The organism is Terrisporobacter petrolearius, assembly GCF_020748185.1.
GTDB classification, from domain to species: Bacteria; Bacillota; Clostridia; order Peptostreptococcales; family Peptostreptococcaceae; genus Terrisporobacter; species Terrisporobacter petrolearius.
Genome location: NZ_JAHZMO010000009.1, coordinates 42,855 through 56,776 on the forward strand (window position 1 = coordinate 42,855; position 13,922 = coordinate 56,776).

Annotated in this window: 12 protein-coding genes; 7 read left to right on the forward strand and 5 right to left on the reverse strand. The window is 26.2% G+C overall.

The features are described from left to right. Nucleotides 1-317 precede the first annotated feature (317 nt). A complete protein-coding gene (locus tag K0040_RS07470; protein ID WP_228108296.1) occupies nucleotides 318-887 on the forward strand; it encodes an ANTAR domain-containing response regulator in 570 nt (189 codons plus the stop codon). A 156-nt stretch (nucleotides 888-1,043) separates the two neighbouring features. Beyond that, nucleotides 1,044-1,235 carry a ferredoxin gene (locus tag K0040_RS07475; RefSeq protein ID WP_228108297.1) on the forward strand — a complete coding sequence of 64 codons (192 nt, stop codon included), beginning with the start codon at nucleotides 1,044-1,046 and terminating at the stop codon, nucleotides 1,233-1,235. A 60-nt stretch (nucleotides 1,236-1,295) separates the two neighbouring features. Here K0040_RS07475 and K0040_RS07480 read toward each other — a convergent pair whose 3' ends face one another. Beyond that, nucleotides 1,296-2,660: an MATE family efflux transporter gene (locus tag K0040_RS07480; RefSeq protein ID WP_228108298.1), complete on the reverse strand. Its 1,365-nt coding sequence runs from the start codon at nucleotides 2,658-2,660 to the stop codon at nucleotides 1,296-1,298. A gap of 140 nt (nucleotides 2,661-2,800) precedes the next feature. Here K0040_RS07480 and K0040_RS07485 point away from each other — a divergent pair, with 140 nt between their 5' ends. Beyond that, a complete protein-coding gene (locus K0040_RS07485; protein WP_228108299.1) occupies nucleotides 2,801-3,610 on the forward strand; it encodes a MerR family transcriptional regulator in 810 nt (269 codons plus the stop codon). Nucleotides 3,611-3,645: 35 nt separating this feature from the next. On the opposite strand, the gene K0040_RS07490 is transcribed toward K0040_RS07485, so the two are convergent. Next, on the reverse strand, nucleotides 3,646-5,025 hold the full coding sequence (locus K0040_RS07490; RefSeq protein WP_228108300.1) for a CehA/McbA family metallohydrolase domain-containing protein: 1,380 nt from the start codon (nucleotides 5,023-5,025) through the stop codon (nucleotides 3,646-3,648). A 191-nt stretch (nucleotides 5,026-5,216) separates the two neighbouring features. Here K0040_RS07490 and K0040_RS07495 point away from each other — a divergent pair, with 191 nt between their 5' ends. Beyond that, nucleotides 5,217-5,720 carry a hypothetical protein gene (locus tag K0040_RS07495; protein WP_228108301.1) on the forward strand — a complete coding sequence of 168 codons (504 nt, stop codon included), beginning with the start codon at nucleotides 5,217-5,219 and terminating at the stop codon, nucleotides 5,718-5,720. Nucleotides 5,721-5,759: 39 nt separating this feature from the next. Here K0040_RS07495 and pdaA read toward each other — a convergent pair whose 3' ends face one another. Next, nucleotides 5,760-6,584: a delta-lactam-biosynthetic de-N-acetylase gene (pdaA, locus tag K0040_RS07500; protein WP_228108302.1), complete on the reverse strand. Its 825-nt coding sequence runs from the start codon at nucleotides 6,582-6,584 to the stop codon at nucleotides 5,760-5,762. 153 nt (nucleotides 6,585-6,737) lie between these two features. On the opposite strand from pdaA, the gene K0040_RS07505 reads away from it, so the two are divergent. Continuing rightward, a complete protein-coding gene (locus tag K0040_RS07505; protein ID WP_228108303.1) occupies nucleotides 6,738-9,803 on the forward strand; it encodes a helicase C-terminal domain-containing protein in 3,066 nt (1,021 codons plus the stop codon). Nucleotides 9,804-9,857: 54 nt separating this feature from the next. Here the strand turns inward: K0040_RS07505 and K0040_RS07510 are convergent, their stop codons facing one another. Next, the gene (locus K0040_RS07510; RefSeq protein WP_228108304.1) at nucleotides 9,858-10,559 is read right to left on the reverse strand and encodes a hypothetical protein; all 702 of its coding nucleotides are present in this window, start codon (nucleotides 10,557-10,559) and stop codon (nucleotides 9,858-9,860) included. Nucleotides 10,560-10,674: 115 nt separating this feature from the next. Here K0040_RS07510 and K0040_RS07515 point away from each other — a divergent pair, with 115 nt between their 5' ends. Further along, nucleotides 10,675-11,625, forward strand: a complete 951-nt coding sequence (locus tag K0040_RS07515) for a calcium/sodium antiporter (protein ID WP_228108305.1) — start codon at nucleotides 10,675-10,677, stop codon at nucleotides 11,623-11,625. Between the two features lie 25 nt (nucleotides 11,626-11,650). Beyond that, entirely contained in the window at nucleotides 11,651-12,571 is a 921-nt protein-coding gene (locus tag K0040_RS07520) for an AEC family transporter (protein WP_228108306.1), read from the forward strand. Nucleotides 12,572-12,616: 45 nt separating this feature from the next. On the opposite strand, the gene K0040_RS07525 is transcribed toward K0040_RS07520, so the two are convergent. Beyond that, on the reverse strand, nucleotides 12,617-13,918 hold the full coding sequence (locus K0040_RS07525; RefSeq protein ID WP_228108307.1) for a glycoside hydrolase family 18 protein: 1,302 nt from the start codon (nucleotides 13,916-13,918) through the stop codon (nucleotides 12,617-12,619). Between the last annotated feature and the right edge of the window lie 4 nt (nucleotides 13,919-13,922).

The following is a 13,922-nucleotide window of genomic DNA, read 5'->3' on the forward strand; positions in this document are numbered from 1 at the left end:
AATTTAAAAAAATTAAAAAAGAAAAATTTTTATGATAAGACAAAATATTCGAAAAAATATTTGACATATATTCTAAGAAGATGTAGAATTTTACTAAATATAATGAAAATTTATAAATTAGTACAAAAAATAACTTTGAATTTTATGTGAAAGTAAGAGTATTTATAAAGGGATGTAAAGCAAGAGTACTTTCATTCTTTTGTGAGTAACTCTTTTTTTAATATGAAAAATGAAACAAAAGGTATTAAACTTGCATTTTACCCCAGTGTATTAGATAAGATTTTAATAGGTTATTTTTAATTTAAAGGGTGATTCTTATGGAAAATATTCTAATTGTATCTAGTTCTAATAAAAGTAAAGAACTATTAGTTAATATTGCAAAGGAAAGTGGCGATTATAACGTTTTAGCCGTAGAAAATAGTTTTCGTGGTAGAGAAATAATAAAAAAAATGAACTTTGATTTAATAATAATTAATTCACCTTTAAGCGATGATTGTGAAGAAAACTTATCAGTATTTGTAAATGAAAATACTAATAGCTCTATAATACTAATAGTAAAAAATAATTCACCTAAAGAGAATAGAGATAATATTGAGAGTAAAGGAATTTATATAATGGAAAAACCATTGAATAAACTTATACTTATTAATATGATTAATTCTTATATTATTCATAGAAGGAGATTTAATTCTATTATTAAAAAAAATGAAAAGTTAAAGAATAAAGTAAATGATATAAAATTAATAGAAAGAGCTAAATTAACTTTGATTCAATATTTAAAAATGAGTGAAGAGCAATCACATAAATATATTGAAAAGCAAGCAATGGATTTAAGAATTACAAAGGTTGAAGTTGCTAAAAATATTTTAAAAACTTATGAATATTAAAGTTAATGAGAATTTAAAAGTAGACTTAGTAGAGCAAATCCAATAATCAAAGGATTTATTAAGTCTACTGTTAAGAAATAATTGTAAAAAATGTAATATATTAAATATAATTGGGAATTATAAAACCATATTATAGAAAAATATGGAGGTGTAGCTATGAAAGCTTATGTTGATGATGATTTATGTATAGGATGTGGAACATGCCCAGAAGTATGCCCTGAGGTTTTTCATATGACTGATGACGGAATAGCTCATGCAATAAATACTGATATACCAGAAGATGTACTTGGAAATGCAAAACAAGCTTGTGATAGTTGTCCAGTTGATGCAATTGATATTGATGACTAAATAAAAAAGGCATGTTATTATATTTAATAACATGCCTTTTATCTATATTGGAGTATAGATTTATAAAATTATGGAATCTTTCATAATTTTAGAAGATGGTTCATTTTCAGAATTTAACTTTTTCTTTCTAAAAAAGTTGAATAATAAAGATAGGGCAATAACTAAACATACAAATTCAGACACTCCAGTTGTAATCCATATAGCGCTACTACCAAATATTGTAGTTAGTAAGAACAAACTTATTGTTACTAATACTAAACTTCTTCCAAGAGAAATTATAGAAGAATACAAAGGTTGTTCTATGGCTACAAAGAATCCAGAAATAATTAAGTTAAATCCTACAAATAAGAAAGAAATTGAATATAACTTAAATACAGAAACTGTTGAATTAAATAACTGAGTTTCATCAGGATTAATAAATAAGCTTGTAATATTACCTGCAAATAAAATAGATGAGGCAAATACTGCAACAGAAGTTATTAAAACTGTTTTAAGGCCCATTTTAAATAAATGATTTACTTTGTCTATTTCTCCTGCACCAAAGTAGAAACTTATTAAAGGCTGAGCACCTTGAGTTATTCCAATCATAGTCATTAATATAAGAGTATTAACATAGCAAATTACACTATAAGATATTAATGCATCTTGCCCTATTAATCTTAGTAAGGTTTGGTTAAATAATATTGTAACTATTCCAACACTTAATTCTGAAGTACAATCAGGGAAACCTAAGCAAACTATTCTTTTAATAGTATGGAAACTAAATTTGAATTTAGTAAATCTTAAATTTGATTTTTTTCTTAAAAAATGACTTAAGAAAAATAAAGTTGAAAGTACTTGAGCTATGCCTGTGGCAAAGGCGGCACCTTTTACACCATATCCAAGTTCTACAACAAAAATATAATCTAAAACTATATTAGTTATAGCTGAAATTACCACACCAATAGTTGCTAATAATGGAAATCCGTCAGCTTTTACGATAACTTCTAAAGAATAAGAAACAATAAAGAATATGTTAAATAAAGATATTACAAATAAGTAATCCTTAACATAACCTATAGTATCTGGAGTTGCACCTAAAATTTTAGCTAAATAATCAAGACCCAAAATAGATGTAACTGTTATTATAATTGCAAGAACTGTAATAGTGACTAAATTAAGTGAAAAAGCTTCATTCGCTTTTTCTAAATCTTTTTTTCCAAGATACATTGCTATAATTGTAGAAGCCCCCGTAGAAAATAACACAGATATGGCAAATACTAAATTAATAAAAGGCATGGAAATATTAACTGAAGCTAGGGCCAACTCTCCAACGCCCTTACTAACAAATATTCCATCAACAATTGTGTATAGTGAGAAAACCCACATGGCAACAACAGAAGGTCCCAAGTACTTTAGAAATTGTTTAAATAAATTTTTTGTCATTGTATCACTCCTTATGCTTATATCATAATCCTTGGTATAATACCAAGGTCAATAAAAATCAGTAAATATTTTCAAATTTATTGAAAAATATTTTTCTTTGTGAAATAATATATTTCAGTATATATTAAAAAGGAGCAAAAATGAAAGATTATTATAAAATTGGAGAAATATCTGAAATGTATGACATGAGTAGAGATTCACTTATGTATTATGAAAAGATAGAAATAATAAAACCTATTAGAGATGATAATGGGTATAGGCTTTACAGTGTTTCTGATATTTGGAGACTTAATTTAATAAAAGAATTAAAAAATTTAGGGTTCTCTTTTAAAATGATTAAAGAGTATTTAGAAAATAGAGATTTGAATTCTACTAATAAATTACTTCAAAACGGCATAACATTACTAGATGATCAAATTCTAAAATTATTAAGACAAAAAGAAAATATGAGAAAGAGAATGGAATCTATAGAAAATACTGCAAATAATTCTAACTTAAATAGTGTGGAATTATCTTATTTAAAAAAACGAAAAGGTCTCATATTAAATGGCCAAATTAAAAGAGATGCTGATTTTGACTTATTAATACAAAAGCTACAAAAAGATCATAATAATAAATTTGGTATTTTAGGAAATAACAATGTAGGGTCAGTATTTAAGGTAGACTCACTTAGAAATGGCATAACTACAGATTTTGAATCTGTATTTTGTTTACTAAAAGATAATGCCAAAGACTATAATATAGTATTCGAAGAAGGCTACTATGTAACTTTGACTTATAGTGGAGACTATGTAAACAACAAAGAACACATAAAGAATATGTTTGACTTTATTGAAGAAAATAAATTAATAATTAAAGGTAATCCAATGGAAATATACAAAATAGACATACATGAAACTGAAAATAAAGATGAGTTTATCACTGAAATTCAAATACCTATCAAATGTTAAAGATGATGTTAAAACTAAAACATCATCTTTTTGTGTTATGGTTCAACCCAAACTGGAGAGGTTATAGATTTTTTATTGCTTTCCTCAGTTATTAATGCAAAATAATAAGTATTTTCCTTTGGTGGTTTTAAAGTGAAATCAACTTTTGCATAACTTGAATTAAATTCTTTTGTATAGACTATTTCGTTGTTATTGCTAAACACTTCTATTTTTTTTATTTTATCATAGTCGTCATTATTAATTGCACTTACAATAAGCCTAATGTAAGAAGGAGATTTTACTATACTTCCCATAGGCATTTTATTCAATGAAAAAAATATATCTATATTATTATCTTCACTTACATATATTCTTCTGTTTTTTATTGCATCTATGATTTTGCTTTTACTTAAATCTTCACATAGTATAGTAGTTCTAAGATCTTTTGAAATATTCCAATTGGGATAGTCGTTATACTGGCATGTTATAGGGCTTACATGCCAGCCGTTATTTAATGCTTCCTTATAATTATCTATATTTAATACGTCTCTGTTTTTTTTAGTCTCTGTTTTTTTATTTAATTCAAGTAAGGTTATAACCTGGTCACCATAAGGTGAATATTTAAAGTAATCTATATTGCTTAGATTGTTATTTGCTTTAAATTGGCAGATTAAATCACCTTCATAGTAAAATAATTTTTTATAAAGCAACTGAAGACTTATATTGTCTTTAAATAAAAAGGGATATTCACAGTTAAATGTATTTATTTCAGTTTTATTTTTTTCGTCTTTTAGCTGGGTGCTTAATTCGAAACCGGGTATGGAAATAAAATCATTATTATTAGTAAATTTATTGCATGAATCAATTAATTTTTTGTACTTTTTACTATCTACATGAATATCAGATTTATTATTTTCTTTGTTATTTATTTTTTCAGTAATAAAAACATAATCTAAATGATTTGTGTTTTTGCATAGATTATTCAAATCATCATATGAAGTAAGCATATTTAGTTCCTTAGTACTGTTAAAGAAAATTCCCTTATAATTATTATAAAAAGGCGTTCCAACGGTGAAATACCATTCTATCTCTTCTACTTTATTATCTTTAGTGGGAATTTCAATTTTTACAACCTGTACACCTCTTTTTAGTTTTGTGTCGCATTTATAGTAAATATATTTAGATGTAAGTATGGTTTTATTAGTTACTTCTTTATAGTTTAAATAGAGTTTATAATTATCTAAAACAAATTTACTATTGTATTTAATTATAATTTCTGGAGTAGAGATTATATTTTGCTCTCCTCTTTTAGGAACCAGACTATCAATAGTTATGGATCTATTATCATTACTTTCAATATAAGTATTTCCATCTGTTTCTATATAGAATGTAAAAAAAATAAAAAATATTAAAGTAATAGTAGTTATTTTTTTCATATTTTCCTCCCAAATATATTTATATGACGAATTTAGTTTTAACAAAGAACTAATTTTTATGCAATAAAGGAAAATTAAGTATATTGGCATTTATTTAATTTGTACAAACATAAGAGGACAAGATTAATTAATATAATATAGAAGGATTCTTAATTTTTATTAAATCATCTTCTTATTAAAGGAGGATAAATATGTTAGCAGATTCTATTGAGATAAAAGTAAGAAAAAAAGATGCAATGAAACATATATTTAGAAAGACGCCCCTAGTAAGTAAAATTGACCAATTTAATAGAAAAGTAGACAATATACATTTAGAATATGTGGAATATAAGATACTAAAATATGAAATTATTAGTAGAAGAAAAAATAAGAATAACTTTAGAAATGATGATATAAACGATAACATAATTATGATGGTAAATACTTATAATGGGCATTCTAAGTCCATTGGGAGTGTGCCACAAACAGTTAAAAGGTATATTGCTAGAAGTTGTATAAAAAAATCTAATATTAAAGAAGATTATATAGTTGAAAAAGTAAAAAATGAAATTTTAAATTATTTTGATAGTAAGATTAAAAATAATTCCATAGATAAACATATAATAAAAAATATTAGGCTTTTAGAAGTTAGAAGTATATATAAACCCTATTGGATAGGAAATTATAATGGTAAAGAAGTTTTTGTGGATGCATAGAAAAAGCTGTAAGTAAAAATCTTACAGCTTTTTAAACATTTATTTTTTACTATTTAAGTAATCTAAAGATTTCAAAGTATATCCCTCTTCTTCCCAGTGTGTGATTACTTCATCTAATATCTCGCTATTTGTTTTTGAATTTGAGTGAAGTAAAACTATGGCACCAGGATGAGTTCTGGAATATATTTTATTTTTAGCAAATTCATGGGTAGGTTGTTGGTTATTGTACCAATCAACATAAGCAAAACTCCAAAAGATTGAAGCGTAACCTAAATCACTAGTCATTTTTAATGATTCTTCACTAAATTTTCCCATTGGTGGTCTAAAATATTTAGGCATTTCTTTTCCTGTTACGTCTTTATATGTTTTAGCCACATCTAAAATTTCTTTTTTGAACTTTTCTTCGTCATGAATTGATGCCATGGAAACATGACTTACTGAGTGGTTACATACTAAATGCCCTTCTTTTTCCATTCTTTTTATTATGTCTGGATTGTTTTTGATATAACTCTCCACTACAAAGAAATTACCTGGAGCATTGTGTTTTTTCAATACATCTAACATATGGTTAGTAAACCCATTTTCATAACCAGAGTCAAAAGTTAAATATATTACTTTTTCCTTTGGTTTTCCAACATAATAAGTGTTGTAGTTTCTAAAAAAATCGGCTTCTTTTATTGGTAAAGGTTGTTTACCATCTTCTCGTGGATTAAAATACCAGTTATATTCCTGGGTACTAATATCTTTGGAATAAATTTGAGTTTTTATTTTGGTGAATATTGCATTGTTATTAGCAATGATAAATGCAAAAACTAATAAAAATGCACCAATAATTATTGATTTATTTATGTTATTTTTTTTCAAATCTAAACCTCCATTTCTGTCCTATTGAAATTTAGCTATACATATTATTGCCAAAAGGAATATAATAAATTTATGATTAAACTAAATTACTTTCGTGGTAATATAATAAGGTTAAGTAAAAAAATTCTTTAATAAACTATGAAAGGATGAGTCATGAATATAAATAAAATTAAAAGTATAGTACAAGATGTGGTTTTTCTTGATTTAGAAACTAGTGGACTAAATCCTTTTAAAGCTGAAATATTAGAAATTGGAGCTATTAAAATAGAAAATAATAAAGCAACTTCTTTTCATACTTTAATTAAAAATAAAAAAGAAGTTCCTATTGAAATTTTTTCTCTTTGTACTAACTTAAAAAAAGAGGAATTAAGTAAAGCACCAAATTTATATGATATAAAAAATAAGTTAAAGGAATTTTTAGGCAATAAAAAAATAATTTGCCATAATGGTGAATTTGAAAAAAAATTTTTAGAACATTATATTCCTGAAATAAAAAATGAGATTTTAGACTCTATGGAACTGGCAGCAATATTAGAGCCTTATCATAAAGAATACAGCTTAGAGTATTTAAAAAATACTTTGACAAAGGATTTGTCTTGTGAGAAACATAGAGCTTTAGATGATGTTATAGATACAATAAAAGTAGTAAATGCCTTGCTTTTAAGACTGAAAAATGAAGAAAGTAAAAGTGGGACTTTGGAAAATTTAACTTTTAAGATAAATTCTACTTTAAATAGATTTGGATTAAACAAATGGATTTGGAGTCACATTATTGATGAAGGAAATCACAATTTAGAAGACTTAGATGTGACTTATGAAGACGATGAAATCATTGCTGAAAATAAAAAGGATATGAAAAATACTCTTATAGATAATAGATTTTGTTATGAGTATTTATTAAAGAAAAGTGAAATTTGGCAAAGTAAAAAAGGCTTTAATTATGAATTTAGGCCAGGCCAATTTGAACTAAGTAAAATCATACGAGAAACTATGAACACTAGAGGAGAGAATATTGCTTGTATTGAAGCTCCAACAGGTATAGGAAAAAGTGTGGGGTATTTATTACCAAGTATAATGGAAAGTTATTTAAACCATAAAAGGATAATTATTTCCACAGATACAAAGGAACTGCAAACACAACTTATAAAAAAAGATATTCCAAATGTAATACAATCTCTTAGCTTAGAGGGGAAAATCTCATTTGGATATATTAAGGGAAAAAGTAATTATATTTGTGTGGAAAAACTAGAAAAATATATTAATGAATACGATAACAATAAATGTAGTTCTAATGAAATATTATCTTTAATCATATTAGAAAGACTTGTGAAAGATGGTATTTATGGAGATATTGAAGAGATAAATTATTGGATTGTAAATCATTTCCCAGATATAATCACTCATTTAAGGCAAGTTTCTTGTGACCCTAATCTTTGTAAACCAAAGAAATGTTACAAAGAATGTCTTTACAAAAAAAGAGTAGAAGAACTAAAAGAAGAAGATATAACTGTAGTTAATCATTCCCTTCTTGCTAGATGGCCTTACAAGGATGAAAAACCTATAGAAAATTTGATTGTAGATGAGGCACATAACTTAGTGGAAAAAGGTTACGAGTTTTTTGCATCAGAAGTGGAATACAGAAGTTTGAGGTATTTTTTACAAGAAATTTATCCTTTTGAATTAGTACATAACAGTCCTTTTGCGTATATTAGTAGAAAAAAGAGGTCCCTTAAACCTTTTGATAGATTTTATAATTATATAAAAATGGAAGCAAACAATAAGGCCAAAATAAGCAGAGAAATAAATCTTATAACTGAAGAAGCTGAGTATATTTTAGAATATGGGAAAATGAACAATTACTCAAATTTTTCAAACTATAATTTAAGTTGGGAGATAAATCTTCAAAGTGAAGAAAAAGCCGGATCTTTATACAAAGACAAAAGACTAGTAGATGTTACATATAGCAAATACGGAGACTGTATAAAGACTTCTCTAGACAAAATCCTCTCCAATTTAAAATCTATTTTATATATTTTGGATAGACAAATGGACGATGATAATTTGGACAAAGAAAATGATACTTACAAACAAGGTGAAAGTAAGGTAAAAGACTTGGAAGCTTTAAAAAATACAATAGAAGTGTTCTTAGAGTATAATGAAGCTGATTTATATGCAAGAATTGTTACCCTACACAAGGATTTCGACAACTTTTTATTTCAAGTTGTTCCTTTAAATATAGCTGATTTATTTGAAGAAAAAATATTGTCTTCTTTAAACTGTGGCATATTTTTATCAGCAACCTTAACAGTAAATAACAATATGAAGCATTTTGTTAATACTTTAGGAATAGATAGATTTATTCGTAAAGAAAAGATAATTGAACCTTTATTTGATTACAAAAGAAGAATAAAAATTATTACTTTAGATGATATATCTTCATACAAAAACAAAGATTTTATAGAAGATATGAGTAGGGTAATAAGCAACTTATCACCCTACACCAATGGTCACATGTTATCTTTGTTCAATTCGAAGGATAGGCAAGAAAAGACTTACGAGATTTTGAAAGAATTTCTTCATGAAAAAGATATAGAAATATACATGAACAAAAAGCATATAAAATTACTAAAAGATTTTAATAAAAAATGTGTTATTTTAGGATCAAAAGGTTGTTTTGAAGGGGTGGATGTACCAGGGGATGGACTAACTTGTGTGACCTTAGACAAAATTCCCAACTTAAATCCTAAAGACCCTCTTTATTCAACAATAATGAATAAATTTAACAAAACTTATTATGATGTAAATCAACCTCAAATGATAATTAAATTGAAACAAGCCATGGGAAGAATACTTAGGAGTAAATACGACTATGGATGTTTTATTATATTTGATATGGGAAGAAAAGAAAACTTATATAGGCTAAAAAAGGATTTACATTATTGTGATATAATAAATACTAACTACTTTAATTTACCAATTATTGTGAATCATCATTTAACTCTATGCAGAAAAGAAGTAATAAGAGATTTAATAAGGGATATTAGTAATAGCGAATTAATTAGAGATATGAATAGTAAAATGAAAATTGAAGAACATTTTAATGAAGAAATAAACAACAGATCAATAAATGCAAAGATTAAAATAAAAGATGAAAAAAACTACTTGCTAAAGTATTTTGACTTAAAATATTTAATCAATAAAGATAATATTGATAAATAATAGAATCTATAAAAAGTACATGAATTACTCATGTACTTTTTTACTACTTAAATTTTATTTTATATAATCAATAATAGTTTCACATATTTTAGATGAATGGATAATGCTAATCTCATCTATTACGTTATTATAAGAAATTATAAATAATGAATGTTTATTTAAATGTCCATTGCTTTTAATATTATAAAAATAAAGTATCTTATTTTCATTTAACAAATTAACTGCTATTTGTGGACAGGTTAAGTTATATGTTGTATTAAACTCTTTAATATTATTGCCAATATAATTTCTATATTTTTCTGTAATAAAATTTTCATTTAAAGTTGAATAATTCTTATTATAATCTATTTTTATATCCATATTATTTATATTTGCCTCAAAATAATCTTCATTAACTGTGTCTGTATCATTAAATGAAGATTTTATAACTTTATTATCTTTGTACCAAAGTATCACATAAGAGTCATCATTATTAATATCATAATAAGCTTTTATAATGGCATAATGATTAAAATCTCTAAGACTAATATAGTTATGATGAAGAAAAGATAAGTCCTTTATATTTAGATAATAAGTAGATTTTTCAGGTGAACCATAAATTTTTTCTACATCATCATATGTAACACCAACCAATTGTTTTATATCTGAAGTAGTTAATTTTGTTTGATTTTTACTATTGTTCAAGTTGTTCATTTCACAACCAAAACATAGTAAAGTAATAAATAATAAAAATATAATTATAAATTTTCTATTCATTTCACATCTCCTAAGTATTTATACAAATATTATCTAGTTTTGTTTGAAAAATATACTCTGCATAACATAAAAGTATTAATACAAACTAATAAAAAAGACTTTTAGGAGGACAAAAATGACATACATAATTTTATTAATTGGATTTTTATTTTTAATTAAAGGAGCAGATTTTTTTGTAGAGGGATCATCTTCCATTGCAAAAAAGTTTAAAATACCAAGCCTTATAATAGGTCTTACTATAGTGGCATTTGGGACTAGTGCACCAGAGGCTGCTGTAAGTATAACAGCTGCTATAAGAGGACAAAATGAAATGGCTATAGCAAATGTTGTTGGATCTAACATTTTTAATATATTGTTTGTTGTTGGGGTAACGGCAATGATAAAACCAATATATGTACAAAAATCAACGATTCTTAAAGAATTTCCATTTTTACTATTGTCATCTATAGTGCTGGCAATTTTAGCTTATGATGTATGGTTTCAAGGATATAACGAAAATATTTTAACCAGAGCAGATGGATTAATATTTTTAGCCTTATTTATTATATTCATATATTATTTAATTGATATGGCCATAAATAGCAATGATGAAACAAGTGAAGAAAATTATAAAGTAATGCCACTTTCAAAAAGTATTTTATTGAGTATAGGTGGACTTTTAGGTATTATAATAGGAGGTAATTTTGTAGTAAATAGTGCATCAGATATAGCTATGTCTTTGGGAATGAGTGAAAACCTAGTAGGACTTACTATAGTTGCCATTGGAACTTCTCTACCTGAACTAGCAACAAGTATAGTTGCAGCGAAAAAGGGTGAAAGTGATATTGCTATTGGAAATGCTGTAGGATCCAATATATTTAATATATTGTTTGTTCTTGGAGTATCATCTTGTATTAGTAATGTTCCTGTGCAAGCTGAAGCCTTTACAGATATGTTTGTAATGATAGTATCTACAATAATAGTATATATTCTTGCTATCTCAAATAGAAAGATAAATAAAGTAGAGGGTATTATTATTAGTTTACTATATATTGCTTATTTTATTTTTATAATTTATAGACAATAAATTTTTATTATATTGGGGGAAGGTAATGGATATTAGAGTAATTGTTAATCAAATGCTAGTCTTATTTATAGTGATGATAATAGGTTATATTACTAATAAAAAGAATATTTTAGATGTAAATGCGAATAAAAAAATATCATCACTGCTTTTAAATATTACTGCACCAGCACTGATCTTATCATCAGTAGTAAATAGGCATAAAGCAGGGGATCCAAAGTTAGTCTTAGATATTGCTGTGCTAGCGATCATTTTATATGCAATCTTGCCTTTTTTAGGCATAGTTTTGGCGAAAATTTTAAAAGTACCAAAAGAAGATGAAAATTTATATCAATTTATGACCATATTTTCAAATGTTGGTTTTGTAGGATTTCCAGTGATTGAATCAATTTTTGGTAGTGAAGCTGTGTTTTTTGCAGCAATCATTAACTTAGTGTTCAATATTTTTTGTTATAGCTATGGTATTTATTTAATATCTGAAAGTAATAAATTATCTTTTGATATTAAAACTTTAATTAATCCAGGGATTATAGTATCAATAATTGCTATTATAATATATATAACAAATATAGAAGTACATTTAGTTATAAAAGAGACAACATCTATGATAGGGGGAATTACTACGCCTCTTGCCATGATGTTAATAGGATCATCTTTAGGAGAAATACCAATAAAAGAAGTGTTTTTAGAAAAAAGATTATACCCATATACTTTTATAAAACAAATAATAATGCCTATAATTTTTTTCTTAATATTAAAACCTTTTGTCACAAACGAATTAATACTTGGAATTATAATAATTGTTTCAGCAATGCCTGTAGCAACTATAACCATTATGTTTTGTAATGAGTATGAAGGAAATATAAACCTTGCATCTAAAACTATCTTTATCACTACTTTATGTAGTGTAGTAACAATACCTGCCTTGGTTTACATATTATTAATTTAAAAAGCTATGAACTAGAATATTCTAGTTCATAGCTTTTGTTATTTTTTATAAAGATGGTATTTGACCAAAAGTATCTTGAAGTTCTTTTTCAAATACAGTAGGATTATTTATAGATTCATACATAGATCTTAAAAGTATATTAGCTTGATCGAATGTTGATTGCCAAGCAAATATTCCACCTAAACAATTTTGACGTGCATATTGTGCTTTTATAAAAATTGACACTTCGTTATCAAAAGACATGGCGAATTCGCCATCTTTTACTAAATAAGGAACTTTTGCATCGTTATCAAATCTGTACACAAATCCATTTCTATTTATATAAGATTTTCTAAGCTCGTCAAAAGATCTAGTTATTGTAGCACCTAATCGTCCATAAAATGGTAGGCCAAGTAAAATTTTTTCAGACGGCATACCTGCATCAATTAAGTTGTTTACCATATTATCTACACTATATCCAGGTATTGAGAAGTCAGATGGAAATAAGTTAGCTTGATGTTTTTTTGCATTTTCACCAGTTTCTCCTGCAGTAAAATCATAACTCATTAGATTGAAATGAGTAATTAAAGGAGCTATTTTATCTATTTCTGCACTTCTTGTTATATATCCACGATCACCTGCTCCAGCGACACTTAACCAAGTTTCAGGTCCTAGAACATCCCTTAAAGCAGTTAATAAAAGTGTAAAGTTTTCTTTATCTTCAGGTCTTGATTTAATGCCAGCAGCACTACTTCCAGGATATTCCCAGTCAATATCGATTCCATCTAATTTATAATCATTCATAAGTTTTTGTACATTTCTAGCAAAAGCATATCTGGATGTTGGTGTTAAAGCTGCATCAGAAAATCCATCTGCTGCCCATCCCCCAATGGCAGCTATTACTTGAAGGTCTGGATTTATATCTCTTAGTTTTACTAAAGATTTCAAATAAGTTGGAGCTGGAACGACTAGTTCGCCGCTAGGGCTAATTTCAACAAATGCATAAATTACAAAATCTAAAAAAGTAGGATCTATATTTTTAGGGTTTCCAAGAACATATTCTCCAACTATAGGCGCTAAATCAGGGCACTTTGGATTTAATGTGTCAGGTTTTAATTCCACATCTATTGGAGGTCTCATGAATGTTGAATTCTTTTCGATTGCTTTTTTTGAAGATTTTATTCTTTTTTTACATCTATTGCACTCATCTTCAATAAAACAAATATACCAATCTAAGCATTTATATTTTTCATTACAGCTATTAACTCTCTCTAGCAACTCTTTAAAAGTTTTAGGTGTTGGGAGTAAAACTGGAGTTCCTGGTAGCCAGTTAAGCGTATTACTGTAACTGAAAAAACTTATAAACAAGTCT

Excerpts from the sequence above, each read along its gene's own strand:
- K0040_RS07470 (WP_228108296.1), top strand. The coding sequence starts at position 318 with ATGGAAAATATTCTAATTGTATCTAGTTCTAATAAAAGTAAAGAACTA.
- K0040_RS07475 (WP_228108297.1), top strand. The coding sequence starts at position 1,044 with ATGAAAGCTTATGTTGATGATGATTTATGTATAGGATGTGGAACATGC.
- K0040_RS07480 (WP_228108298.1), bottom strand. The coding sequence starts at position 2,660 with ATGACAAAAAATTTATTTAAACAATTTCTAAAGTACTTGGGACCTTCT.
- K0040_RS07485 (WP_228108299.1), top strand. The coding sequence starts at position 2,801 with ATGAAAGATTATTATAAAATTGGAGAAATATCTGAAATGTATGACATG.
- K0040_RS07490 (WP_228108300.1), bottom strand. The coding sequence starts at position 5,025 with ATGAAAAAAATAACTACTATTACTTTAATATTTTTTATTTTTTTTACA.
- K0040_RS07495 (WP_228108301.1), top strand. The coding sequence starts at position 5,217 with ATGTTAGCAGATTCTATTGAGATAAAAGTAAGAAAAAAAGATGCAATG.
- K0040_RS07505 (WP_228108303.1), top strand. The coding sequence starts at position 6,738 with ATGAATATAAATAAAATTAAAAGTATAGTACAAGATGTGGTTTTTCTT.
- K0040_RS07510 (WP_228108304.1), bottom strand. The coding sequence starts at position 10,559 with ATGAATAGAAAATTTATAATTATATTTTTATTATTTATTACTTTACTA.
- K0040_RS07515 (WP_228108305.1), top strand. The coding sequence starts at position 10,675 with ATGACATACATAATTTTATTAATTGGATTTTTATTTTTAATTAAAGGA.
- K0040_RS07520 (WP_228108306.1), top strand. The coding sequence starts at position 11,651 with ATGGATATTAGAGTAATTGTTAATCAAATGCTAGTCTTATTTATAGTG.